The organism is Paenibacillus sp. IHBB 3054, from assembly GCF_051594305.1.
Lineage (GTDB): Bacteria > Bacillota > Bacilli > Paenibacillales > Paenibacillaceae > Paenibacillus_AQ.
The window spans coordinates 134575-159833 of sequence record NZ_JBOFBG010000010.1 but is presented as its reverse complement, the minus strand read 5'-3'; the positions used below and the strand labels follow the sequence as shown (position 1 = coordinate 159833).

The window sequence follows — 25259 nt, the reverse complement described above, 5'->3', positions numbered from 1 at the left end:
GCCTAATATGAAACGGAAAGCTTCCGGTTACGGGGAGTTTTCCGTTTTTTTCTGCGTACTAACGATTCATACCAGTGTTAACAATACACCCTACCCTATTTTATTCTCTCCTGATGTTCAGCACATAAAATGTACCCTATGAGATTGTCCAAATTTAGACAAAATGCGACAACCACTGGGAGGGTATGACGAAGTGCAAAGACATTTGCGAAAGTTCAATCCGGCAATCATTTTTCTGTTGCTCTTATCAATGTTTCAGCAAGGTGCAATGGCGAATGCCGCAATTGCTGAACTGCCAGCCAGCGAATACGGAACAATTATGGATATGCGCAAGACGGAGTTGGCACCGGGTACGATCTATACCTGGATGGATATTAAAGATGAAAGAGGACGGCAAAAAGTACATACTGTGGAGTTCAATCCGCAGAATACAGGCCTGCAGCTGCGGGCCGGAACAAAAAACGGCAAGGTATACGGAATGCAGGGTGTAACAGGTATGGCAACGTATGCGGATGCACCGGGAAACCGTGTAATTGCAGGCATTAACGGTGATTTCTATGAAATATCCGGCTATGCCACCGGTGTTCCGAATGGCCTGTTTATGGATGAGGGGGTTATCCTGAACAGCGGAGGCTCCTATGCTTTTGGGTTAAAAGCGGATGGTACCTCTATTTATGGACAGCCGGAGCTGTCTATGAGCGTGACGGTGAACGGGAAAACAACGCCGCTGAACAGTATCAACCGTTACCGGAATACGGATCAGCTCGTACTCTATACGAAGGATTACAACAGCTCTACGAAATCAACTGCTGATGGCGATGAAATCGTACTGGATATTGCTGAGGGCGAAGTCAAAAGCGGACAAACCCTGAAGCTGAAGGTATCGGAGGTCCGGACAAGCCAAGGAGATACTCCGCTTGCCCAAGGCAAGGTGGTGCTGTCCGCGCATGGCGCCTCCAGGTCCGTATTGCAAGGATTGGCACCCGGAGATGAGGTCACTGCCGCATTTGCATTGAAGGGCGAATGGAAGGATGTCGCACTGGCAATCGGCGGGCAGGGACCGCTAATCAAAGATGGGGTTGTACAAACGGGCGTCGGACCGGCAGGAGTGCATCCGCGGACAGCCATTGGTACGAAAGCGGACGGCAGCGTGGTACTTTTTGAAATTGACGGCCGTTCTCCCGGGTTCAGCGAAGGGGTGGAAACAGAGGAACTGGCAAAAATCCTCAAGGATCTCGGCGTCGTATACGCCATGAATCTGGATGGGGGAGGATCTTCGACCTTTGTGGCGAAAATGCCGGGGACGAATGGAGTCAAGATGCTGAATCAGGGGTCGGACGGGTTTGAACGGCAGACCGGCAACGGATTGCTGCTCGTCAACACCGCTCCTGAATTGACTGTGGCCTCGAAGCTTGCGATCCAGCCGAATGCTGAGAGGATTTTGAAAGGTTCCAGCTTTACCTTCACTGCTGCAGGCATGGATGAAAATGGCCACCCTGCTGCGTACACGGGGGCGCTGAATTGGCAAGTTGATCCGGTTCTGGGGACTATAAATGAACAGGGTGTCTTTACTGCCGGCTCTACAGCCGGAGTAGGCAAAATTAGTGCGGGAGCCGGGAATGCGCAGGGAGAAGGCGAGATTGAAGTCGTCGAAACGCTGACGGAGCTGGAATTCCCCGATGAAATCAAGACATACACATCCGGCCAGTCCGCTCAGTTATCGGTAAAGGCGCTGCGGGGCGGACAGACTATCCAGGCTGACAACCATAGCTTTGAGTGGCGTGTGGAAGGTGAAATTGGCACGGTGGATGAGAACGGGTGGTTTCAGGCAAGCAATGAGAACGGAAAAAACGGTAGGGTTTACGTGAAATATGGCAGTGTGGAAACCTCCTTTGAAGTGAATGTCGGTTTGCCGCCTGTTATGCTGGAGAATTTTGAAGCGGGGATCGGTAAGTATAAGGCATCCAGTGCAGCAGCCAACAGTGTAACGCTGGAGGAAGTGACAGATCAGGACTTTATCCGCAGCGGAGACAGGGCGCTGAAGCTGGAATATGATTTTATTGGAAAAACAGGCACCTCGGGAGCTTATGTCGCGGCAACGTCGACAGAGAACCGGATTCAGATACCGGGTTATCCGGAGAAAATCAGTATGTGGATCTATGGAGACGGGCAGAAGCACTGGCTGCGCGGCCAGATCCGCGACGGCAACAATGCGGCGGTTCCGGTAGATTACACTGATCAGGTGAACGGGGTGAATTGGACAGGCTGGAAATATGTCGAAGTGGCGGTGCCTAAAGGTAAAACAACCCCGTTGTCGATGGATATGCCTGTCCGTTATATGGAGACCAGCAATCTGAAAAAAACAAAGGGTGCCATTTATGTGGATGATATCCGCGCCCTCTATGGCCCATTGGAAGAAGACCAAACACCGCCGGTCATTAAAAATGAGTATCCTGGCGCCAATGAGATGGTCAAGACGGCAACGCCGGCCCTTTCGGTGAACGGAGAGGATGCCGGCTACGATCCGGTTGCGCATCCGGGAACAACTTTAATCGATGCCTCGAAGGTGCGGTTATTTATTGACGACCAGCCCGTAGAGCACGGCTTCTATCCTCCTAAGGGACAAATTACGTACAAGCCCAAGCTTCCGCTTGCGGAAGGCCGGCATAAGGTGAAGCTTGCGATCCGCGACCTCAGCGGCAATCAGACGATTAAGGAATGGTATTTCACAGTGAATCTGGGATCTCCCTTCTATAAATATGTCACGCCTGAGGTTGTATACGCCGGGAATACGTACACTGTGGATATAACGGCGGAGAAGGCGGATAAGCTGAAGGAGGGTTCAGTTGCTTTTGCCTTTGACCCTGCGGCTGTCCGCGATCTGAAAGTAATTGCAGGCAGCAAGCTGACAGAAGGACAGCTCGAACCGGTTATCGACGCGGCCAAGGGTACAGTGCTGTTGAAATTGAGCCGAATCCATGAAGCAGGGCTTGAAGACAGCGATCTGATCGGCCAGATTCAATATACGGTCCGCAATGATTATATCGGGCCTTATACATTGGAACAGCTTGGAGGACAGCTAAGCAAACCGCTGACCATTGAGAATACCTCCGGCTCTGTCACCTCGACAGAGGGCAGCGGAACGCCGATCAGCTTCATTGGCGCTTCACTTGAAAGTACAGTGATGACGCAGCTTAAGCTGACCTGGAATCATTATGAGATCGCCAAAGGTCTGGCGGCTTCCTTCTCGGTAAGTGAAATGGAGGGGGGAGCGGCCTTCCAGGGAGCCAAACTGCTGATCGACGGTGTGGAAGCAGAGGAAATATCCGGTGCGGATGGACTGCTGACCACGAAGTCCGCTACTGTAACGGAAGGGACGTTCAAGCTGCAGGCGGTAAAGGGCAACGCCTATAGTCCGGTGATGACGTTTAAGGTAGCGCCTTATGACGGCACGGCAGCTCCGCGCAACATCAATGTGACCATGGGCGAGGATGCCGGCACCAGCCGGCGTTTTGCCTGGCAGACTCAGCCTCAGACGGAGGGCAGTGTAGTTGAATTGGTAAGGCAAGCTGAGTTCACCGGCTTTGAAGGCAGCAACGTGCTCAGAATTGAAGGCGCGAGCACCATCTACAACAGCAATAACGACGGAACGATGCGCGTGCATAAAGCGGAAGCGGCTAATCTTGAACCGGGAACGGCCTATGTATACCGGGTGGGTGACGGAGCGGCGAATGTAAGTGCCCAGGGTACATTTGTAACGAGCGGTGGAGACCGTGAAGCTACCAAGTTCCTCTTTATTGGAGATTCGCAGGCGGATTCGCAGGCAGGCTTCGAGTTATGGAAGAATACTGCGCAGCAGGCTTTCCAGTACATGCCGGATGCGGAAATGCTTGTGCATGCAGGAGATATGGTCGACAAGGGCTTCGAGCAGGAGCAGTGGAACTGGTGGTTCGGAGCTGCACAGGAACAGCTGATGCACACTTCGCTTGTGCCGATTATCGGGAACCATGAAGTGATGGGCACGAACGGTGACGGGGATTATCTGGCCCAGTTCAATAACCCGCAGAACGGTGCGGCGGGTGTTAAGGGAACAAACTTTTCGTTTGATATCAAAGACACCCATTTTGTGGTGATGAACACGGAGCATAGTGAGGCGGAGTATAAGGAGCAGGCCCAGTGGCTCGATCAGGATCTGTCAGCCACGGACAAGAAATGGAAGATCATTTTCTTCCATCAGGGACCTTACGGCAGCATCTATGCCAATGAACGGGTGCAGCAGGTCTGGGTGCCGGTATTTGACAAGCATAAAGTAGATCTGGTGATGAACGGACATGATCACATCTATATGCGCTCCTATCCGATGAACGGAGGGCAGCAGGTTGCCGAAGGTGAGGGCACCCGGTATGTCATCGGCGGATCCTCCGGTCCCAAATTCTATGCGCTGACCGAAAGGTTCTGGCAGGAGAAAATTTATGACGAGGACGAGCAAATTTTTACTGCGGTTGAAATAAAAAATGACGAGATTACCGTCACTGCCCGAACGGTTGACGGACAGGAGATTGATGAACTGGTCATTGCCAAAGTGGCTCCGGAATCCGTTACACTGGACCGTACGGAAGCATTGCTTGAGCCTGGACAAAGTATGCAGCTGCATGCGCAGGTGCTTCCTGCCAATGCCTCCAAGGTGAAAATCCATTGGTCTGTTGTTTCCGGGCAGCCGGAGACCACGGTAACGGTTAATACTTACGGATTAGTGACCGCCCTTAAGCCGGGGACGGCAGTCGTAAGGGCAGCGGTTGAAGGCTACCCTGCTATATATGCGGAGAGCAAGATAGCCGTGGATGCTCTGGAGTCGCTCTCTCTGCAAGGCAAGCAAGTATTACGGGCGGGAGATACCGATCAGACGGTAACTGAAGCTGTGTATGCCTCCGGAAAGCGGATAGCCGTAGTTGAAGGGCTGAGTTATTCCAGCCAGAATACTGATGTGGCCACGGTTGACGATCGGGGACAGGTTGAGGCGCATGCTGTTGGTTCAACTGTGATCTCGGTAACGTACAGAGAACTGGCCGCCCAGTATAAGCTTACGGTGTCAACGGACGGTGCGCCAGTGTTGACCGGTCTGGAGATCGAAGGCCCGGAAACCCTGGAACAGGGAAGCAAGGGCGTTGCTGTAGTTCAAGCCGTGTACAGTGACGGCAGCCTTGTGAAGCTGGCCAAGGGGGTTCTGTTCGAAACCTCCGATCCTAAAGTGGCGGAGATTAGCGAGTCTGGGGAAATACACGCGCTAAGTGCAGGAACAGTAAAAGTCCGTGGGGAGTATAACGGGATGAGTGCAGAGTACGGACTGGTGGTGACCGCTGCCGGACAAGAGCCGACGCCAGTACCAACGCCGATACCGACGCCAACACCAACGCCAACACCGAGCTCACCCCCGGCACCTGGCGCGGTGATCTCCCCTGCTCCTTCTCCGACAGCTGCGGCAACGCTGGAACCCGGAGTCGTGGAGATTGTAGCTGCCCGGTTATCCGGAGAGCGGAATGCGCAAGGGGAGGTTGTAATTACAGCCGATCCAGCCTGGACGGAATTGATCCTGCCAGGGAATGCCGGCGAATTGCTTGGCAAGGCTCCGCTTAGAGTCCAATCGGCCGGCTTGTCCGTGGTGATTCCTGCCGGAGTGCTCGCCGAATTAAGCAGCAAGGTACCGGAAGGCGCAATCCCTGGCAGCACCATCTCATTGGCTGCTGAAGCGGTTGGCAGCGATACCGCGCAGGCCTTGATCACCCGTGCAGCGCAAATGTCGGGAGCACGGCTGGAAGCGGCAAGTGAAGTGAGGGAATGGAAGCTTACCCTTACAACGAAGCAGGGTCAGGAATTTGTCTTATCGCAATTTACACAACCGGTTAATATTGCTTATGAGGCAATTCCACAGGGGAATAAAGAGCTGCTGGGTATTTACTATATTGGAGAAGACGGGGCGCTTGAGTATGCCGGCGGTAGATGGACCGAAGGCAGGCTGAGCGCAGCTGTGAGCCATTTCAGTAAATATGCCGTTCTGCAATACGACAAAAGCTTTAGTGATTTGCCTGCAGAGCACTGGGCATCCGGCGCAGTGAAGCAGTTGTCTGCCAAGCAGCTTGTGCAGGGAGTGTCTAGAGAACGGTTCGATCCGAACCGGGCGGTTACCCGCGCAGAGTTCACAGCAATGCTGGTGCGTTCACTGGGACTCAGCGGACATACGGCTACAGGGTTTGCCGATGTCCAGCCGGACAAGTGGTATGCGGAGGCAATTTCTGCGGCGCAGCAGGCCGGAATTGTGAACGGCTTGTCGGGTTCCGCATTTGGGCCGGAAGCTGAAATTACCCGTCAGGAAATGGCAGTTATGCTCATTCGCGCTTACGGGTATGCGGCAGAGACGCAGGTGACCACAGCCTCAGCTGCAGCAGCTTTTGCCGATACAACAGACGCTCCGCAATGGGCCAAGACGGCTATTGAAGAGGCCGTGCGCCTAGGTCTCTTGCAGGGTCGTGCCGCAGGACGCTTTGAGCCGAAGCAGAACGGTACACGTGCCGAAAGTGCACAAATGATTGTGAATCTGCTCAAGTATATGAAATAGGCAGTAACGGAAAGCAAACGCACAAACAGACCGCAGCGGTTAGGCTGCGGTCTGTGTTTGTGTATCTATGAACCCGGCATAAAAGCCATAATATGAAATACAGTGTGCGGCTGTCCGCGGGATTACAGCTTCAGCATCTCTTCGAAGCTCTCCGGAGTCAGCAGATTGCCGACATAGAAAGGGCCGAATTCGCCGTAGCGGGCACTGACTTCGTCGAAACGCATTTCGTAGACCAGCTTCTTGAACTGGAGCGCATCCTCGGCGAACAGTGTAACGCCCCATTCCCAATCATCAAAACCGACGGAGCCGGTAATAATCTGTTTTACCTTGCCGGCGTAACCGCGTCCGATTAGGCCGTGGGAATACATCAGCTCACGGCGTTTCTCCATATCGAGCATGTACCAGTTGTCAGCAAGCTCGCGTTTCTTGTTCATCGGATAGAAACAGATATGCTTGGCTTGCGGCAGAATCGGCTTCAGGCGGGCTGCCACATGCGGATTCAGCATGGGATCGCTGCCATCCCCGGCGCTTCCGCCGGCAGCATAGTTGCTAAGTTCAACAATACTGACGTAAGAGTAGGATTTGGTGGTATATTGGGCAAAGGCGATTTTGTTGAAGGCGGTCTCAAGGCTATTCAAAGCTTCCAGGCTTTCGCGTAGAAACATCATCACGAAATCAGCCTTCTGGCCGACAATGGCGTATACGGTGGAGCTTCCTTCCTTGGCTTCTTCAACCGGGCCCCATTCCTGCATAAAAGCATGCAGCTCCTCGAGGGCAACGGCACGCTCTTCATCATCGGCAGCCGTCCAGGCCGTCCAGTTCAGCGAGCGGAAGTCATGTAGTGCATACCAGCCTTCCAGTGTCAAAGCGGCTTCGTTCATGTTCTCACTCCTTCAAAGTTTTACGAAGCATATGCCTCGTAGGAATCACAGCGTGTAAACCTGGCTTCGAAAGCTTACGCTTTAGTATTACGAAGCAAACGCCTCGTAGAAAATAACTTTGCGTAAAACTGGCTTCGAAAGCATACGCTTCTATGTATGATCCGATTGATCTATTTGCATTGTATCGCATGCGGGAGGCCCAGAGCAAACCCTGACACCGGCATTTGAGTTGAATGGAGCGTGAGCTGCAATAATGTTCATTGCTTCGTTACATTTTTTCTAGTAAACTTACTATTAATTAAGGCTTAGTGTGCGGTTCTTTATAGAGAGAGGGGATGGCGGTACGATGGGGTTTATTCCTGTGTTGGTTCTGGCCGTTTTATTCTTTGTCATGATGTTCGGCATTGGCTTTATCCTCAATATGTTAATGAAGACCACCTGGTTTCCCGCGTATCTGTTCGTGATTGTCATTCTGCCGATCGTAATTTATTCCATCTGGGATAGAAGCGCCATGACGCTCTGGGAGCATTTGTCCACCTTTCATATTGTGGATTATCTTACGGGGATTGCCGGACTTGCGGGTGCGGTGCTCAGCGGCTGGACGATCCAGAAACTGCGGCTTGGCGGCTATAAAATGTTCTGATAAAGATTTGCATCATACAGAAACGGCTGCACTCAGGCCGTTTTTTTCTTTTTTGCCCGCTATCGCCAGCAAGTGTTCATAAGGGGCCGATAATGCGGCGAAATGCGCCTTATTTGGTTCTTTTTTTACATTTCCGGCCGGGTGTTTTGTGATAGAATAGAAATCTATATGAATTCGTGTAGAAAAGGGGGAGGTATCCGCAGATGCGTATGAGCAACTTGCATCATTTCACCGAACATCATCGGTACTGCGTTTCCCGCGAATTCGGTCTAAGCAGTGTGGATGGACGTATGCTGGGTTCGGTCTATCAGCCGATGGTCGGAGCCTTTGCAATCAGCCTTTACAGGCTGCTGTTTGAACATATTCCGGCTGAAGCAATCGGCTACTCCACAGTGGAGCAGCAGCGCAGGCTGTTTATGACGCTTGGAGTTGAACCGAATGAGAAGGGCCGCAAATATTTAGTGGATCAGGCTTCCCGGCTGGAAGCGGTGGGGCTGCTTCAGACCTGCCGGATCTATGTCGGGGAAACCGAGGATTATATGTATGAATACGAGCTGCTGCCGCCGCTGTCGCCGGCTGACTTTTTTGCAACTCAGCATTTGACGCTACTCCTGCGGGACAAGATCGGCAAATTCGCTGTGCTGTCGCTGCGCGAGCAGTTCTGGAACCGCGAGCCGGAGGAATGGAGCTGCCGGTCGATTGGCAAAGAGAATATTTCCCTGCCCTTTTATGATATCTTTCAATTGAATACCCATGTGATAGATTATGAGCTGGAGCAGGCGCTGGCCGAGGTGGCTACAGTCCGCCAGCCGGGGACGCGCGAAAGCGGCGAGCCGGCCATCGGCTACAGCGATATTATTTTGCGGTTCCCCAGGGAATCGGTTAACCGGGTTCATGTTGAGAAGCTGCGTTTTGATCATACCCAGATGGGTGTCATTAATTATGTGGCCCATAAGTATGAGCTGAGTCCCCAGGATTTAAGCCGCCTGCTGGATGAGGACGGGGTCTTTACGCCTGACGGTGAGGTCATTCTTGATACGCTGCAGTACAAGGCGAGCCAGCATTTCCGCCAGGATATGAAGCGGCAGGAGAAACGGGAGATCGCTGCGGCCAAGGTAGTCTCGCTGCGCTCAGCAGCGGCTGAGGAAGGCGATGATTCCATTGCTCCGCCGGAGCAGTCGGTTGAGATGGAATATTATGTGGAGGTTCCTCCGCAATTCATGTCCAAATGCGATATTCACCAATATAATATGATGCTGCGCAACGAGCCTTATACACGGCTGCTGCAAACCTTTTTTCCGGGTGCGGTGCCGGGCCAGCTGATGGATATTTTTGAGAAAATAGATCTGAACTACAAACTCAGCGGTGAAGTCATCAATGTGCTGATTCACTATCTGATGACGATGGTGGCTTCGGGCGGCGATCAGCGGATGAACCGCAATTTCGTTGAGGCGATCGCCTCCAATATGCTGGTGAAGCAGGTGAACACGTACGAGAAGGCGGTGCGCTACATCCGTGACCAGTCGAAGGTCAAGGGCAAAGGAGCGGCATCCGGCTCCACCGGCGCGTCCGGAACACGCCAGCGTTCTTATGCGAAGAACGGGCGCTCCGCCAAGCCGGAAATTCCGATGGTGCTGGACGACGGCAGTGCCGGAACCGTATCGGAAGAGGAATTCGCGGCGATGATGAAGAAAGCGGCCGAGATTAAGGCCAGTAAGAAAAAGGGCGTTTCGAAGACGCCGTAAAGAAAGCGAGGTGCGGAAATGGCAATGGAGTCTATGGGCGAAGTGCTGCGTTCGATGAACAATTCCGCTCTGCGCCAGCGTTCGCGCGATCTTGAGCAGAATCTGCTGAACCATCCTTTGGTGAAGCAGCTGCAGGCTGAGCATCCGGAGCTGGAGGAGTCGCGGCTCAAGGTTCACTTGAGCCGGTTATATCAATATGTCGAGGAGAGCCGCCACTGTGCAAACTGTCCCGGCCTGGAGAAATGCCCGAATGATTTCCCCGGGCACTACAGCAAGCTTACAGTTGAGACCGTTAACGGCTCGTCGGATCTATATGAACGCAAGACAGCCTGCAATCTTAAGGTGGCACAGGATAATCAGGACAGCATCCGCAAACGGATCCGCAGCTTCTATGTAGACGAACGGGTGCTGAACGGCGGTTATGACGAGATGGATATTATGGGCAAGGACCCGCGCAGGGCCTCAGCCGTGAATAAAATATTTGATTATATTGAAAGAATCAAAGAAAACGGACTTACTTCGCAGGGGATTTACCTGCACGGCACTTTCGGAACAGGTAAAACGTTCCTGATGTGTTACCTGCTCCATGAGCTGGCGGTTGCAGGGTATAGCGGTGTGATTGTGTACATGCCCGATTTTATCGAGGATCTGAAGTCGATCATGCTGGACGGCCAGAAATTGAAGGAAACCGTCGATACCCTGAAGAATTGCGATTTGCTTATCTTTGATGACATCGGTGCGGAGAACCTGAATCCGTGGGCCCGCGACCATGTGCTCGGAGCAATCCTCAACTACCGGATGAACCGTAAACCTACCTTCTATACCTCGAATTATCCGCTGGACGGCCTGGAGAAGCATCTGAGCTTCACCAGCAAGGACGGCGAAGAGCTCTACAAAGGCCAGCGGCTGATGGACCGTATCGCTCCGTTTGTAGAGGTTATTCCCCTGCACGGGGAGAATCAGCGCGGAACAGGCAGATAAGGCAAAGAACCAGCTTTAAACATACAAACAGCGGCAGCCCGGGACGTTAAGTCCAAGGCACCGCTGTTTTTTTTGAAAATATAAGAATTTATATGTTTCACACGATAACTTATCCTTCTATTTCTCGCTGAAACGGTACCGTCCTTAAAAAAGGACGGCAAAGCCGTTTCCACTTGGGCTATAAACCGGATTGACGCAAACAAACCTCCAGCGTTTTCCTTGTGGGGAAAGGCTGGAGGTTTGCGCTGTGTGATAAAGCCTGCCTGTCTATTCGGAGAGAATGAATTTGACGATTACCATTCCGAAGAAAACAAGCGTCATAAATCCCGTCATTCCAAAAAAACCGGCCAATAAATCACCTAAATCGTTGCGGGGCTCCTCATTGAAGTGTTCCCGCGGGTCCCGGACCTTAGCATTGACATCCATAGCTTGCTCCTCCTTGCGGTTGCATGCCTGCACTTAAATAGGTTACAGTTATACATGTGAGAGAAGTCATTGACAATTAATGCGCTTTCCTCAAGTATACGAACTCAGCGGTGAGATGTAAAGATGAGTTTCTCTTACAAAAAATAGATTTTATACAATGTAATTGTCTAAAACATTTCCCAAAAGCACTGTATATATGTTATACTGTTGATGTGTCGGTAAATGGTAATTTGGTTATCATATTACATGAAACATTTTTATCCCGCTAACATTTCGGAGTGAATTCGCTCGAACTAGCGTACGCTATAGAAGCGGATATTGCTTCGCAAAACTTAAAGGAGGAACAATATCATGGCTATCGTGAACGTGTCTGACCAATCCTTCGTCGGCGAAGTGGAAGGTCAAGGTACTGTTGTAGTAGATTTCTGGGCACCTTGGTGCGGCCCTTGCAAAATGCTTGCCCCTATTCTGGAGGAATTGTCCACCGAGCTGGGAGACAGCGTTAAAATTGCTAAATTGAATGTAGATGAGAATCCGGAAACGGCTTCCCGTTTTGGAGTAATGAGCATTCCTACGCTGATTTTCTTCAAAGACGGCCAACCCGTGGATAAAGTTGTTGGACTGAACTCCAAGGATTCCCTTAAGAATATCGTAGCTAAACATCAATAATTTTATTTGATGCTGTTGTACTTGGGCCGATCCGGCCCAACCGCCAAAGCGCCTCCGGTTTATCCGGAGGCGCTTTGTGTGCTAAACTTACCTTATAAGCTGCAGCCAAGTCTAGGTGGGGGAGAAATCATGGACTATAACGATAATATCCGCAATAAGCTGGCACTGCTGCCCGACCTGCCCGGGTGCTATCTGATGAAGAATGAAGAAGGCACCATCATTTATGTGGGCAAGGCCAAAGTGCTGAAGAACCGCGTCCGCTCTTATTTTACAGGCAGCCATAATGGTAAAACCCAGCGGCTTGTCGCCAATATTGTTGATTTTGAATACATCGTGACCTCCAGCAATATGGAAGCGCTCATTCTGGAGTGCAACCTGATTAAGAAGCATATGCCGCGTTACAATGTGCTTTTGAAGGACGACAAGACGTTCCCGTATTTGAAAATAACGAATGAAGCTCATCCGCGGCTTGAGGTTACGCGCCGGGTGATTAAAGATAAAGCGAAATATTTCGGACCCTATCCGAATGCTTACGCGGCCCATCAGACAAAAAAGCTGCTGGACCGGATGTATCCGCTGCGCAAATGCGGAGTAATGCCGAAAGAGGTCTGTCTCTATTATCATATGGGCCAGTGCCTGGCACCTTGCGAGAAGGAAGTGCCCAAATCCGCCTACGAGGAAATCACGCAGAATATTGCCGCTTTTCTCGGGGGCGGCCATGAAGCGGTTAAGAAGGATTTGCAGCAAAAGATGCAGGAAGCCGCAGAGGAATTGTACTTCGAGCGGGCCAAGGAATTGCGTGACCAGATCATCCACATCGATGCCCTGATGGAGAAGCAGAAGATCAACACTGCGGATACCAAGGACCGCGACGTTTTCGGCTATGCTGTGGATAAAGGCTGGATGTGTGTGCAGATTCTGTACATGCGGCAGGGTAAAATGATTCAGCGCCATTCGTCTGCTTTTCCGTTCTACGGAGAGGCTTACAGTGACTTTATGTCTTATGTGACGCAGTATTACAGCGACAATCCGGCGTTGCCGCAGGAGATCCTGCTGCCGGATAAGCTGGAGGAAAGCACGGATAAACCGGCTCAGGCCACGGCTTCCGGTGACAATGGGATGACCGGTGCAGGTGCATTCACAGCGCTTGTTGCCGAGGCGGCCTCCGCTGATGAAGCTGCGGCGGAGACTGGTCAGGTAACGGCGCAGGATATGGCAGAGGATGCAGAAGAGCGTGAAGCCGCAGCGGCCGAAGCTGCTGCAGCCGGCACCGTGGATGCGGCCGGAGGGGCGGCAGCCTTGCAGGAATGGCTGAACGTCAAGGTGCTTGTGCCGCAGCGCGGGCTCAAGAAGCAGATGGTCGGCATGGCCTGCCAGAACAGCCGTGTGGCGCTTGATGAGAAGTTCCGTCTCATTGAACGGGACGAGGAACGGACCTCTGGAGCGGCCCTCAGCCTCGGCCAGAGCCTGGGTCTGGAATCGCTCAGCCGGATAGAAGCCTTCGATAACTCGAATATTCAGGGAACCAATCCGGTGTCGGCGATGGTAGTATTCATTGACGGCAAGCCTGCCCGGAAGGAATACCGCAAATACAAGGTCCGCACGGTCCAGGGACCGGATGACTATGAAACGATGCGCGAGGTTATCCGGCGGCGTTATGAGCGGGTGCTGAAGGAAGATTTGCCGCAGCCTGATCTGATTGTGGTCGACGGCGGGAAGGGGCAGATCTCCTCGGCCATCGACATCCTGCAGAACGAGCTCGGTCTTTACATTCCCGTCTGCGGTCTGGTCAAGGATGACAAGCACAAAACCGCCCAGCTGCTGATCGGCGACTCTGCCGAGCCGGTGCCGCTGGCGCGCGACAGCCAGGAATTCTATCTGCTGCAGCGTATCCAGGATGAAGTCCACCGCTTCGCGATCACCTTCCACCGCGAGCAGCGCGGCAAGTCGATGGTCACCTCGAAGCTGGACTCCATTCCGGGCATCGGTGATAAGCGGCGGAAGCTGCTGCTGAAGCATTTCGGCTCACTCAAGAAAATTAAGGAGGCCTCGATTGAGGATTTCCGCCCCCTCTCCATTGGCGAAAAGCTGGCGGGGCAGATTCTTGAGGCGCTGAAGGACGAGGAACCGTCCGTGTAGGCGTGCCGCTTCCATTGCAGCGGACTCCAGGCTGACCCCTACGGGTCGGCCTTTTTTTTGAGGGTTCAGATAAGGGTTGCGTCTCGGGGAGAGCCGAGCAGCGGCGGGCATTTGCGCGCCATCTTTTTATCGAATAACGTCATGATTTGATGTATTATGTATTTAGTTGTTTTTTATAGAAATGAGGAGGGTTATCGTTTGTTTACAGTAAGAAGGGCCGAACTGTGTCCTAGTAAAAAAATCAGTCTCACATGGCTGCTTACAGGCCTGGTGACGCTGGTGGTTCTGCTAACTTCAAGCATTCTGCTGATTGGCTCTTACGAGTCCAAGAAACAATCTTTGATAGAGACGACACTCCAGCTGAATTACTCCAGCGCTGAACGAATGTCTAAGACGATGGATTCCTTATTCCTGTCCATGCGCAATAGCCTGAAATACAATGCTGGTGTACTCTCTGATTTTGATGCTATGACTCCGAAACTAGTGGATAATTATTTGGAACTGATACGCAACAGCAGCAATTTCTTCAATTCCATCTCCTTAGTTGATGTCGACGGGGTGATCCGCAACGTAGTTCCTGCAAAAGTGGGAACGGCCGGCAAAACTCTTACCTCCAAAGCCGGTCAGGAGGCTCTGGCGCTACAGAAACCATATCTCTCATCCCCTTACCTAACCCCAAACACTAAGCGGTTAATCGTATTTATGAGTCAACCGGTTTTCGGCAGGAACGGAACATATCTCGGTATTTTGAGCGGGACGCTTTATCTGCAGGAGGATAATATCCTGTCTATGATCTATGGAAATAACAACGTGGACGATTACGGTTCTTATTTTTATATCGTGGATTCCAAGGGGCGGCTACTGTACCATCCAAACAAGCAGTTTATCGGGAGAGATATCCGCACCAACAAGGCTGTGCAGAAGCTCATGAAGGGAGAGCACGGAAAAGAGCAAGTAATTAATACCAGCGGCATTGAGGTGCTTGCGGGTTACTCCAGTGTTCCAGCTAATGGATGGGGGATTGCGGTCGTATCGCCGATTAGTATCATCCATCAAGAGCTGATGGGCCATCTCCGGACAATTATCGCGTATTCGTTCTTCCCGTTTCTTATGCTGCTGATGGGCGTTATTTTCATAGCATACAAGCTGGCCCGGCCGTTTGTGCATCTGGCAAATCTGGTGAGCAGGATAGGCAAGGAGAACATTGTAATTCCGGAGGTAAGGCCACAATGGAGCCGGGAGGCAGAGTTGCTGACCGATGCCGTATTGCTTGCTGTAACGGATATTCAGAAACAGACGGATCAGCTTACTCAGGAGGCCGCGACGGATGCGCTGACGGGCTTAATGAACAGGAGGTCGCTTAAATATCAGCTGGGTCATTGGATTGACTCCGGGCTGCCGTTTTCGCTCATTGTACTGGATGTAGACAGATTCAAACTCGTAAATGACACCTATGGCCATGTTACTGGTGACGAAGTACTGAAACACGTTGCCGGAATTATAGTATCCTCGCTTCGCCCAAGTGATGTCTGCTACCGCTACGGAGGTGAAGAGTTCGTCATTCTGCTGGCTGAAACAAGACCAGAGGAAGCTTTTAATGTAGCCGAAAGAGTCCGGCTGGCCCTTGAACAAAGCGTGGCTCCCATTCCAACACGGCTTACGGTCTCTCAAGGCGTAGCGCACTATCCTTTACATGCGTCAGAGCAAGAAGCGCTGCTGGAGATGGCGGATCGGGCGCTGTATCTGGCCAAGAAAGGGGGGAGAAACAGGACTGTGATTGCTGAGCCTAACGATTGAAGATTATAGTGAAATTTACCGGTTTGCGAAGATAAGGGGAATCCGGGAATCATGTAGAAATGTTATATATTGTTAAATGTTGTCATAATCAGTAGGGCCAGTTTCTAATTCAGGTGTTTACCATATTGGTTGCATTGGTGCTCTATGACCGCTTCTTCAAAAGGAGATAAAACGAGGTGTTCCGCAGGCTGATGGCAGCCAGTTGGAACACCTCATTTATTATTGAAAGCTTAATTTAAGTTGCCAGCAGGCTGAAGCGATTCTTCGGGTTCCCGTGGTTTCGGCTGACCCGGCTTGTTCGGCGGGTTAAACCGGTACACGATGTAACCGACCACGAATGGCAGGATGAGCGTCACGATTCCGGCACCTATATTTACGCTCTCCTTCATGAAGATCAGCGTGGCTCCCATCAGAATGCTGTCGAACACGACATGGCTGAACATGACGGCGATAAAGCCGTAGCGCAGGAAAATATAGCTGAACAGCAGCCCGATCACTGTCAGCTCGATCGGACGCGAGCTGATCGGGTAAATCGGATACAGTGTATGGCCGAAAGCCCAAATGAGCGTCGTGATCAGCGAGGCAATGAAGGTGTTGCGGACGATTTTTTTGAGCATCCGGATGCCGAATAGGCGGTAGACGGCTTCCTCGGACAGGCCGGCAAGCCAGGCGACGATCGGCAGTAGCCAGGCATATCTCATATTGTAGGGAGATTGGCTGGCGTCCGTGGTGGACCAGTTATGCAGCGTGAGCGACAAGATGATGAACATAATTGTCTGCACACCAAGCAGGATAAAGGCCCAGATATAACCGGTGCGCATGCTGTCGAGTACATATTTGCCATATCCCGGCTCCTTGGCGCGGGGCCAGGGATTCAGGCCTTCCTCTTTGCGCCATAAGCCGTTGCCTCCAACGAGCGAGAAGTAGAGCAGGGAGGACATCAACAGGCTGTACAAGGCGTAAATGACGAACAAGATGGCAGAGGTTATCCGGGCTTCAGGGCTGTCGCTGCCGGATTCCGGCAGCATATTGTAAGTGCTGACCATCATGATTACAAAATGGGCCAAACTTAAGAAGATGCCGCGCACAAAGGAAGTATGGCCTCTTCTCAGAATGCTGTAAATCAAGGCGAGAATGCCAAGAGCCAGTGTCGGCAGGCCGTAGCCAAAGCGCGTCAGCGTTTGGGCCAGCGAGGTCTGGTCCTCTACATACGAAGTATGCCAGGAGGGAGCGGGAAATCCGGCCCGGAAGTAAGAAACCTCACCATCCTGAAAATTAAAGTTATAACGCAGCAGAGTTTCTCCGACTTTGACCGAATGGTCTGTATAGACAAGCCCGTATTCATTTGTGCCGGCTTCTATCTGCAGCTTGGCGGGATTTACTCCCCATTGCTTGAGCCACGGGCGGGCGAGCTCCTCCTTCTTATCCAGAGAAAGCGAGGAATCGCTGTTAGCACGGGCAGCAGCCGGAGCGCTTCCATAACTGGATCCGTCCTCGGATTTGATGCTGGCACCGCGGGCAAAGGCCACAACCTCTCCGGTGTACATATTGAGATCAACGGAGAGCTGGGCGTCTTTTTCTCCGGATGCCTGAAGCACAGCATGATAGACGTCAAAGGGATAACGCTGATCCAGCTTGTTCTTGGAGTAGTCCTGCAGGAGCTTCTCCCGGGACATATATCCGTAGAAGTCCGAATCAGTCTGATAAACGACGGTCCAATGATCCTTCGTTGTCTCCGTATGGCCAAGCTGCTGGGCTGCGAATGCGGCGGCATGTGAACGGGCTTCGTTCTTGCTGATGACGGTGGTATCTTCTCCATTGGTACCCGAAAGGAGCTGGGGAGCTACCTGGAACATAATAAATACGATAAGACCCAGAATGCCCGATACGATAAGTTTGATGGAAAGAGGCCGCTGCTGTAAGGGCTGGCCGACGGAATTCATGAAACGCCTCCTTGTGATGAATTGATCCTGCTCTTTTCCTTAAGCTTCGTGCTTTTCTTATTATAGTATCACTTGGCGTGCAGTTACAGGAAATTTCCTGTTGTCCCTTTACGTTTACGTGAAGATTGCCAAGCTTATGCTTGTTTTGTTTGGGCTGCAGCCTTCTTCTGCGGAGTTAAGATGAGGTGATAATATTTGGCTCCCGCAAAAATACAGCATACCGCAAGGGGCAAGCCAATGACCGCAATCCAGCCCAGCAGGCTCCAGTCCGGCATTACGCCGCTGTGTATATCCTCAGGGATCATAAATCTATTGATCAGGACGCTATGCAGGGTGCCCAGCAGCACGATCGGAAGCAGAAGTAAGGACAGTGCCGATGATTTCATCAGATAGTATTCGGCCTGCATCAGGCCCAAGGTTAGTGTCAGCGCCAATGTATAAAGAAGAAATGAAAAGAGCAGCCATGTCAGGGCGTAAGACAGATTGTGCGGATCGGTCTTGCCTGTAATTAAGCCTATAATACTCCCTGCAATAGCGGAAAGCGCCAGAACAATGATGATCCGCATAACGGTAACCCATACAGCAGCAACTCCGGCCAGCAGTACAGTCAACCGGCTTTGCGGGAGGCCGAGCAACCAGGGCAGCTGTTTGCGTTCGAGGCTGCTGCGGCTCATCATCCACAGAAAACCGAACAGAACGGGCATCATAAACAGCGCTCTTGAGACGGACTGGATAGCTAATCCGTCTGTTGATCCGTAATAACCGGCCGCAATGATGAGCAGCGGCACTGCCAACTTCAGGGTGACTATGACCGGATGTTTTTCTATCCGTTGTACGCGGCTGGTATGTAACCGGTACAGAGTGGTGAATGGCGCTTTGCGGATGGTGAATGTGTTTATTTTCGCGTTCTTTCCCCATCTTGAATTTGCAGATGAGGGAAGAGCGGTTGATCGGAGTTCCCCCATTGCTCCCAGTCCGTTGCGGGCGATAAGCGGCATCAGGAAGTAACAGAAGGGCCACCCGATTAGAATCAGAGCAAGTGCATACATCAACACTGCACTCGGAGAGGCATATTCCACCCCTTCCAGACCAAGAGTGGATGAGCTTAGCAAGCTGGCATAAATAATCGGCAGCAGCCACAGTAAATTATATGGAATAACCAGCAGCACAGCAGCTTTTCGTGCACGCATAAGCAGGGTGATTGCTAGCCCCCAGACTACTGCTAAAGGCAATGTGGCTATGATGAACAACGTATAGGCGGCAAGCATGTAGATTAGCTCCCCTGCCGGAAGCGGGGCATACCGGCCGGCAAGAGCGGAAAGGGCATATACGGCAACTGCAGATGCCATCACCAAAAAGGCGATGTTCAGGCTGTGCTTCAGCAGGCTGGCCACTTTGGCATAGAGCAGTGTAAGCCGGGAATGTGGAAAGGATAAAAACCATTCTCTGTGCTGTTGACCTTGGAATGCCAGGATGTGAAGCGTGGACAGGCCCAGCGTAACGGTCCATAGCAGCAGTGCTGCAAAGATAAATGGTGAACGCTGCGTTGCTCTGGTGGCGGGAAGATACATGCCGACAAGCACCATCACACAGAACAGCGATAAGCCAATCAGAATGCTCTTAGATTTCCCCTGTCTGGAAGGGCTGAAACGGCTGTACTCCAACTGAACAAGTGTCTTCAGCGCTGTCATGCGAACACTTCCCTGTAACGAGATTCTACCGATTTGCCGGACTGGCGGAGCAGTTCGACGTCTTCAATGCTCTGGACTCTGCCTTCCCCGATCAGGATCAAACGGTCAAACAGCAGTTCCATCTCACGGATATCATGGGTTGCGATCAAGAAGGTACGGGCGCCGTCCGCCAGCTCACCCACGACCGCCGAAGCGATCCGTTCTCTGGAGATTAGGTCCACACCGGTGAACGGCTCGTCGAGTATAACCAGCGGTGCCTGGCGCGACAGACAGGTCAGCAGCTGCAGCCTGGCTTCCTCACCCCGGGACATCGCGGATATCTGCGATTCCGGTGAGACCGAAAGCTCACGGAGCAGTTCCTGTGCTTTCGCCTCATCCCAGTCCGGGTAGATGCCTCCGGCAAAGCCGAGCCACTCCCGGACGGTCAGCCAGCCGGGCAGATTGCTGCGGTCCGGGAGCATGGACAGTTCGCCTAGACACTGAACGCCTGCCGGTTTTCCGAATATGTGAGCCGAGCCGGAATCTGCTGCCGTAAGTCCGGATATGATGCGAAGCAGAGAGGATTTGCCTGCTCCGTTAGGGCCTAGAAGGCCCGTTAAGCTGCCTTGGGGAATTTGAAAGCTGATTCCGTCCAGAATTATTTTCTTCTTCACCTTAAGTCTTAAATTATTGCATTCTACTGCCGGAGCTTTCGCAGACAACCCGGCATCCTTATTATGATTCACTGGCATTTGAATCCTCCTTATCGAAATTCAGCATTTGTTCAGCAGAGATGCCGAGCGTCCCGGCAACAGCCTTGAACTCCCGGATTGCCTTGCGCATAATGGCTTTGCGCGCCTCACCGATGACGTCTTCCTCGCGGGTAACAAAGGTGCCTTGGCCGCGGTAGGTGACAATCAGCCCCAGCCGCTCCAGCTCCTGATAGGTTCTGGCGGCGGTAGTCGGATTAACCCCACGTCCGGCGGCCAGCTCTCTGACCGAGGGCAGGCGCGAGCCGGGGGGAATAAGGCCGCTGACAATCCGTCCCTGTATGGCTTCGACAAATTGCTCGTAAATCGGAAGCGAGGGGTTGATTTGGAATTGCTCCGGCAAAAGCTCAATAGATGGGTCCATGGGGTCCTCCCCTCATAAGTAAACGCTGAGTTATTGGTGTTATTGGTGTATGGATACATGCCATACACTTGATGAATGAAGTGTACCACTACACACCATACAATATCAAGTAGAAATTCTCACATCCGCAAATCGCCTTTGTGAAGTTGGACAATAACGTATATAATTTGTATGTTTATTTAGTGTTTATTTTATTTGCAGAAGCGAATATGAGAGGATGAGGAGTTTGGTTTCACCGTTTCCCAAAATTTCTGAATTCAGGTTCTTGAAGTTTTCCCCGCCTCAAATATTGGTGTTAGGCTTTGCAGGTGTCATTCTGATCGGCACCCTGCTTCTGATGCTGCCCATTTCAAGTGCATCGGGTCACTCGCTAAGGTTCATTGATGCACTGTTCACCGCAACGTCGGCCACCTGCGTGACCGGACTTGTGGTGGTAGACACGGGGACCTATTTCAGCGTTTTTGGACAAATTACCATACTGGTGCTGATTCAAATTGGCGGCCTCGGATTCATGACGATGGCGACCTTATTCGCACTCTTACTGAAACGCAAAATTTCGCTGCGCGACCGGCTTATTCTTCAGGAAGCCATGAATCAGAGCTCGATGGAGGGCATTGTCCGGCTGATCCGCAAGGTGCTGCTCTATTCACTGATTATTGAGGCAAGTTGTGCGGCCCTGCTAGCGCTGCGTTGGGCGGTGGATATGCCTTTTGGCCGCGCGTTGTATTATGGCATCTTTCATGCTGTCTCGATGTTCAACAATGCCGGGTTTGATATCTTTGGCGGCTACCGCAGCCTGACCGGATACGTCAATGATCCCACTGTGAATATCGTCGTCATGTTCCTTATTGTTTCCGGCGGTATCGGGTTTATTGTCATGTCGGATCTGATGGATTACCGCAAGAGCCGCAGGCTGCTGCTGCACACCAAGGTTGTCCTGTCGATGACGGCGGCGCTGATTCTGATTGGAACAGTAGTCATTTTTGTTTTCGAGTTCACCAACTCACGCACGCTGGGTCCGCTGAACCTTGGCGGCAAACTTTGGGCCTCCTTCTTTCAGTCGGTAACGCCGCGTACCGCCGGTGCCAACACGGTGGATATCGCCGGGTTGCGCCAGGCTTCGCAGTTTTTCATCGTAATTCTGATGTTTATCGGGGCTTCCCCGGGCTCGACTGGCGGCGGGATTAAGACAACAACGTTCACCCTGATGATCGGGGCGGTAGTTTCGATGCTGCGCGGACGTGATGATATTGTGCTGTTCCGCTACCGGTTGGCGCAGGAGCGTGTGTTCAAGGCGCTGACAATTACGCTGCTTGCTCTACTGCTGATTGTTTCCGTATCAATGGTGTTGTCCACCACGGAAGGACGTCCCTTCCTGATGATTCTGTTCGAAACGACCTCGGCCTTCGCCACTGTGGGCCTCAGCATGGGATTGACACCGGAATTAACGGAAGTCGGCAAGATTCTGATCTGCCTGACCATGTTCGCCGGAAGGCTGGGTCTGCTGACCCTGGCGTATGCGCTTGGCCCGAAACAGGGCAAAGCATTGTATAAGTATCCGGAAGGCAAAATGATAATTGGATAAGGGGTTAAACGAATTATGAAACCACAGCAGTTTGTCGTAATCGGTCTCGGCCGTTTTGGCTCAAGCCTTGCGCTTGAACTGATGGCTATGGGCTATGAGGTGCTTGGGATTGACCATCAGGAGGACCGGGTTGAAGAGATGAGCGGCCGGCTGACCCATGCCGTAATGGCGGATGCTACAGATGAAGGGATTATGCGTTCGCTGGGGGTGCGTAATTTTGACTGCGGTATTGTGGCAATTGGAGATAACATGGAGCGCAGCATACTGGCGGCGATCCTGCTCAAGGAGCTTGGCGTAAAGCAGGTGGTTGGCAAGGCGATAACGATTCTTCACGGGCGGGCGTTGTCGAAGCTTGGGGTCGACCGGGTTATTTTCCCCGAGCGGGATATGGGTGTCCGTGTGGCGCATCAGCTGGTGACGCCCAATCTTCTGGACTATATCGAAATCTCCAAGGATTATAAAATTGTCGAGCTGACCGTGCCTTCCTGCATGAACGGCAAAAGCCTCTCGGAGCTGAACACCCGGGCCAGATACGGCTGCAGCATCATTGCCCTGAACCGTGAGGACGGGATCATCGTCGCTCCTACCGCGCATGATCATGTGAATGAGGGTGATATTATGGTGGTTATTGGCTCCAATCAGAGTATTGAAGAGTTCGAGGACGGAGCTGTAAATGTGGATTAGTGCTATATGCCCGTCTGCGTAGAATTATAAAAGGAATATAAAAACGCCCGGATGCGTATCCGGGCGTTTTGCTATTGTGGAAGCGGGGCAATGGTAGTGAATATCTGTGAAGGAGGCAGGAATCTGTATTTAACCTACATACGGATGTCAGTACGGCGGTAAACCAGCCAGCCGGTCACCGCGAACAGCGCAGTGATAACCCACATAAGAACGGAGGTTCCAGGCTGGAACGTCTCCGAAGGAAGCGGTGACAGTGCTGATACATCCATGAATTGCAGAGAAGGTAGCAGGAGGGAGATCAACTCAATCAATCCAAAATATATAATGGCCGAGAAGATTCCGATGACTAATTTGAATCTGTAAAAACAGGAGCCAATCAGGAAGGTGGCCATTGAGATTTCGAGTAAGGTTAGTGTGAACATGTACCAAGAGAGCAATAAAGGCCGGTCCACTTCAACCGGGAGTCCTATGGAAGGCAGAACTGCCCGGCCAATCAGATACAGGATGCTCTCCGCCAGCGCAGCCGAAATGCAGAAACCCAGGAGGGCCAGCAGCGTGCTGACATAGAAATTGCGGCGCGTCACACTGAAGCTGCTCATTAGCGGGAAGGTGATAGCTACCGTAACAATCATGCTAACGATGGAGAAGATGGTAATGATATTCCGGTTGACGCTGAAAATGTTATCCGCTGATCCAGCATCCATGGAAGGAAGGAACTTAAGCAGCAGCACCATGGCGATGTCGACAAGAACAAGTACGCTCAGCAGAATCAAGGATCCTCTGCGGTAATCTTTCAGTTGGAATTTAATTAAACTCCGGGTGCTCATAAATTTCCGCCTCCTTGATTGTTCTCTGCATCGCGCAGTGTCAGATATACGAACAGCTTTTGCAGCGGAACCGGAGACAGCTCTACGCCCTGATCCTGCAGCATTTTGCGTTCAGAAGGGTCTGACAGATCTTCCAAGGTGAGCAGGAGTTTGCCGCCCAGGCGTTCGCTGTGCAGCACTCGCACGTCCTTCAACAACGCCTCCAGTACCGTGGCAGGCCCAGAAGCATAGGCAGCATTGGCGGCAAAATCCTCCACAGGGCCTTGGAAGGCGATGCGGCCTTTTTTGATGTAAGTCATTCGTTCAAACAGGTTCTCCGCTTCCTCGATCAGGTGTGTAGTTACTACAAAAGTACGGGGGAATTTGCCGTAATCCTCAAGCAGTGTCCGGTAAAAGATTTCACGCATCGAGGCGTCAAGGCCGATTACCGGCTCATCCAGCAGCGTCAGCGGAGCCCGGCTGGCCAGGCCCTTGATGATTCCCGCCATTGATTGTCCGCCGCGCGACAGCTGCTGGTAATTCTTTTTGTTGTCCAGCTGAAACTTGCGCATCAGTTTCTCGGCCAGTTCGCCATCCCAATTCGGATAAAAAAATGAGGCATAGTTGAAGATGTCCTTTAGGGTGTAGCTATCCCAGGAACGTTCATAGGTCTTGACCAGGCAAATACTGCTGAGGGCAGCGGCATTCTCATGCACGGGAGCACCGCCGTAGGTAATTTGTCCGCTGTCAGGGAACCTTTGGCCGGCTATAAGTGACAGCAGGGTGCTTTTGCCGCTGCCATTGGCTCCGATTAGTCCATGAATCACCTGCGGTTCAAGCGTAAGAGAGACATCATGCACGCCTTGGCCTCCGCGGAATACCTTGCTGACCTGATTCAGCTCAAGTTCTGCCTCGGGCAGTGCTGCCTTCGCCTCAATCATCTTCCTGGTGATCATCATCGGTTCTCATCCCCCTTGCGGATCATTTCGGACAGTTGCTCGGCCGTAATGCCGAGCTTGCCGGCTTCACGGATCATGGCCACCACATACTGCTCATAAAACTGCTGCCTGCGCTTATCCGTCAAGTCCGCACGAGCACCTGCTGCCACAAACATCCCAATTCCCCTCTTCTTGTACAATATTCCTTGCTCCACGAGCAGATTCACGCCTTTGGCCGCTGTCGCCGGATTGATGCCATAAAACGAAGCGAACTGATTCGTGGAAGGCACCTGAGACTCTTCCGGTATGGTTCCATCTATGATGTCATTTTCTATTCGCTCTGCGATCTGTACGAATATTGGCCGGGTGTCATCCATTTGAAATCCCAATGCTTCACCACCTAACTGGTTAATTACTCATGTAACTAACCTTAGGATAAAATAGGTCCAGTGTCAAGGGGTTCCGGCTATAGCATCGTCAATTTTCCTAATTTGTTTGAAAATTTTTCCTATACATATATTTAAAATGTTTTTTATAATGATAAAATAACAATAGCCGGGTTATCTGTTTTAAATTAAAATGTAAGCGGTAACAGTAAATACTGC

The 25259-nt window shown here is 51.8% G+C and carries 18 protein-coding genes; 9 read left to right on the top strand and 9 right to left on the bottom strand.

Translation table 11 applies throughout. The features are described 5' to 3' along the window. Positions 1-193: 193 nt before the first annotated feature. The gene (locus ACQ76X_RS14115) at positions 194-6613 is read left to right on the top strand and encodes a phosphodiester glycosidase family protein (protein WP_438494638.1); all 6420 of its coding nucleotides are present in this window, start codon (positions 194-196) and stop codon (positions 6611-6613) included. Between the two features lie 122 nt (positions 6614-6735). Here ACQ76X_RS14115 and hemQ read toward each other — a convergent pair whose 3' ends face one another. Next, positions 6736-7494 (bottom strand): hydrogen peroxide-dependent heme synthase, encoded by a 759-nt coding sequence (hemQ, locus tag ACQ76X_RS14110; protein ID WP_340896717.1) that lies wholly within the window; start codon positions 7492-7494, stop codon positions 6736-6738. Between the two features lie 346 nt (positions 7495-7840). On the opposite strand from hemQ, the gene ACQ76X_RS14105 reads away from it, so the two are divergent. From ACQ76X_RS14105 to dnaI, 3 genes are all read left to right on the top strand, one after another. Further along, positions 7841-8137 (top strand): YuiB family protein, encoded by a 297-nt coding sequence (locus ACQ76X_RS14105; protein WP_038596106.1) that lies wholly within the window; start codon positions 7841-7843, stop codon positions 8135-8137. A 203-nt stretch (positions 8138-8340) separates the two neighbouring features. After that, positions 8341-9882, top strand: coding sequence for a helicase DnaB (locus ACQ76X_RS14100; protein WP_438494636.1), 1542 nt, complete (start codon positions 8341-8343; stop codon positions 9880-9882). Between the two features lie 24 nt (positions 9883-9906). Then, complete coding sequence (gene dnaI / locus ACQ76X_RS14095) at positions 9907-10863, top strand: primosomal protein DnaI (protein WP_038600668.1); 957 nt, start codon at positions 9907-9909, stop codon at positions 10861-10863. A 267-nt stretch (positions 10864-11130) separates the two neighbouring features. On the opposite strand, the gene ACQ76X_RS14090 is transcribed toward dnaI, so the two are convergent. After that, the gene (locus ACQ76X_RS14090) at positions 11131-11289 is read right to left on the bottom strand and encodes a YqzM family protein (RefSeq protein ID WP_144024388.1); all 159 of its coding nucleotides are present in this window, start codon (positions 11287-11289) and stop codon (positions 11131-11133) included. A 351-nt stretch (positions 11290-11640) separates the two neighbouring features. Between ACQ76X_RS14090 and trxA the strand changes: the two genes are divergently transcribed. The 3 genes from trxA to ACQ76X_RS14075 all read left to right on the top strand — a co-directional run bounded on the left by trxA (position 11641) and on the right by ACQ76X_RS14075 (position 15894). After that, positions 11641-11958 (top strand): thioredoxin, encoded by a 318-nt coding sequence (gene trxA, locus ACQ76X_RS14085; protein ID WP_038596102.1) that lies wholly within the window; start codon positions 11641-11643, stop codon positions 11956-11958. Positions 11959-12087: 129 nt separating this feature from the next. Beyond that, on the top strand, positions 12088-14097 hold the full coding sequence (uvrC, locus tag ACQ76X_RS14080; protein ID WP_438494633.1) for an excinuclease ABC subunit UvrC: 2010 nt from the start codon (positions 12088-12090) through the stop codon (positions 14095-14097). 198 nt (positions 14098-14295) lie between these two features. Beyond that, complete coding sequence (locus ACQ76X_RS14075; protein ID WP_438494631.1) at positions 14296-15894, top strand: sensor domain-containing diguanylate cyclase; 1599 nt, start codon at positions 14296-14298, stop codon at positions 15892-15894. 230 nt (positions 15895-16124) lie between these two features. On the opposite strand, the gene ACQ76X_RS14070 is transcribed toward ACQ76X_RS14075, so the two are convergent. From ACQ76X_RS14070 to ACQ76X_RS14055, 4 genes are all read right to left on the bottom strand, one after another. Next, on the bottom strand, positions 16125-17837 hold the full coding sequence (locus ACQ76X_RS14070; RefSeq protein WP_438494630.1) for a CPBP family intramembrane glutamic endopeptidase: 1713 nt from the start codon (positions 17835-17837) through the stop codon (positions 16125-16127). A gap of 134 nt (positions 17838-17971) precedes the next feature. After that, on the bottom strand, positions 17972-19528 hold the full coding sequence (locus tag ACQ76X_RS14065; RefSeq protein WP_438494628.1) for a hypothetical protein: 1557 nt from the start codon (positions 19526-19528) through the stop codon (positions 17972-17974). Continuing rightward, positions 19525-20259: an ABC transporter ATP-binding protein gene (locus ACQ76X_RS14060; protein WP_438494626.1), complete on the bottom strand. Its 735-nt coding sequence runs from the start codon at positions 20257-20259 to the stop codon at positions 19525-19527. Before ACQ76X_RS14060 ends, ACQ76X_RS14065 begins: the two co-directional genes overlap by 4 nt. After that, complete coding sequence (locus ACQ76X_RS14055; protein WP_438494624.1) at positions 20243-20641, bottom strand: GntR family transcriptional regulator; 399 nt, start codon at positions 20639-20641, stop codon at positions 20243-20245. Before ACQ76X_RS14055 ends, ACQ76X_RS14060 begins: the two co-directional genes overlap by 17 nt. Before the next feature lie 217 nt (positions 20642-20858). On the opposite strand from ACQ76X_RS14055, the gene ACQ76X_RS14050 reads away from it, so the two are divergent. Continuing rightward, positions 20859-22226 (top strand): TrkH family potassium uptake protein, encoded by a 1368-nt coding sequence (locus ACQ76X_RS14050; RefSeq protein WP_438494622.1) that lies wholly within the window; start codon positions 20859-20861, stop codon positions 22224-22226. A 15-nt stretch (positions 22227-22241) separates the two neighbouring features. After that, positions 22242-22910 (top strand): potassium channel family protein, encoded by a 669-nt coding sequence (locus ACQ76X_RS14045; protein WP_341096059.1) that lies wholly within the window; start codon positions 22242-22244, stop codon positions 22908-22910. 134 nt (positions 22911-23044) lie between these two features. Here the strand turns inward: ACQ76X_RS14045 and ACQ76X_RS14040 are convergent, their stop codons facing one another. Genes ACQ76X_RS14040 through ACQ76X_RS14030 form a run of 3 tightly spaced genes read right to left on the bottom strand, consistent with a single transcriptional unit; the run spans position 23045 to position 25031 of the window. After that, on the bottom strand, positions 23045-23737 hold the full coding sequence (locus ACQ76X_RS14040) for a hypothetical protein (RefSeq protein ID WP_438494620.1): 693 nt from the start codon (positions 23735-23737) through the stop codon (positions 23045-23047). After that, positions 23734-24675, bottom strand: coding sequence for an ATP-binding cassette domain-containing protein (locus ACQ76X_RS14035; protein WP_438494618.1), 942 nt, complete (start codon positions 24673-24675; stop codon positions 23734-23736). The genes ACQ76X_RS14040 and ACQ76X_RS14035 overlap by 4 nt, the downstream gene beginning before the upstream one ends. Next, a complete protein-coding gene (locus tag ACQ76X_RS14030; protein WP_179091801.1) occupies positions 24672-25031 on the bottom strand; it encodes a GntR family transcriptional regulator in 360 nt (119 codons plus the stop codon). Before ACQ76X_RS14030 ends, ACQ76X_RS14035 begins: the two co-directional genes overlap by 4 nt. Positions 25032-25259 lie beyond the last annotated feature (228 nt).

Excerpts from the sequence above, each read along its gene's own strand:
- hemQ (WP_340896717.1), bottom strand. The coding sequence starts at position 7,494 with ATGAACGAAGCCGCTTTGACACTGGAAGGCTGGTATGCACTACATGAC.
- ACQ76X_RS14105 (WP_038596106.1), top strand. The coding sequence starts at position 7,841 with ATGGGGTTTATTCCTGTGTTGGTTCTGGCCGTTTTATTCTTTGTCATG.
- ACQ76X_RS14100 (WP_438494636.1), top strand. The coding sequence starts at position 8,341 with ATGCGTATGAGCAACTTGCATCATTTCACCGAACATCATCGGTACTGC.
- dnaI (WP_038600668.1), top strand. The coding sequence starts at position 9,907 with ATGGAGTCTATGGGCGAAGTGCTGCGTTCGATGAACAATTCCGCTCTG.
- ACQ76X_RS14090 (WP_144024388.1), bottom strand. The coding sequence starts at position 11,289 with ATGGATGTCAATGCTAAGGTCCGGGACCCGCGGGAACACTTCAATGAG.
- trxA (WP_038596102.1), top strand. The coding sequence starts at position 11,641 with ATGGCTATCGTGAACGTGTCTGACCAATCCTTCGTCGGCGAAGTGGAA.
- uvrC (WP_438494633.1), top strand. The coding sequence starts at position 12,088 with ATGGACTATAACGATAATATCCGCAATAAGCTGGCACTGCTGCCCGAC.
- ACQ76X_RS14070 (WP_438494630.1), bottom strand. The coding sequence starts at position 17,837 with ATGAATTCCGTCGGCCAGCCCTTACAGCAGCGGCCTCTTTCCATCAAA.
- ACQ76X_RS14065 (WP_438494628.1), bottom strand. The coding sequence starts at position 19,528 with ATGACAGCGCTGAAGACACTTGTTCAGTTGGAGTACAGCCGTTTCAGC.
- ACQ76X_RS14060 (WP_438494626.1), bottom strand. The coding sequence starts at position 20,259 with ATGCCAGTGAATCATAATAAGGATGCCGGGTTGTCTGCGAAAGCTCCG.
- ACQ76X_RS14055 (WP_438494624.1), bottom strand. The coding sequence starts at position 20,641 with ATGGACCCATCTATTGAGCTTTTGCCGGAGCAATTCCAAATCAACCCC.
- ACQ76X_RS14050 (WP_438494622.1), top strand. The coding sequence starts at position 20,859 with ATGAGGAGTTTGGTTTCACCGTTTCCCAAAATTTCTGAATTCAGGTTC.
- ACQ76X_RS14045 (WP_341096059.1), top strand. The coding sequence starts at position 22,242 with ATGAAACCACAGCAGTTTGTCGTAATCGGTCTCGGCCGTTTTGGCTCA.
- ACQ76X_RS14040 (WP_438494620.1), bottom strand. The coding sequence starts at position 23,737 with ATGAGCACCCGGAGTTTAATTAAATTCCAACTGAAAGATTACCGCAGA.
- ACQ76X_RS14035 (WP_438494618.1), bottom strand. The coding sequence starts at position 24,675 with ATGATGATCACCAGGAAGATGATTGAGGCGAAGGCAGCACTGCCCGAG.
- ACQ76X_RS14030 (WP_179091801.1), bottom strand. The coding sequence starts at position 25,031 with ATGGATGACACCCGGCCAATATTCGTACAGATCGCAGAGCGAATAGAA.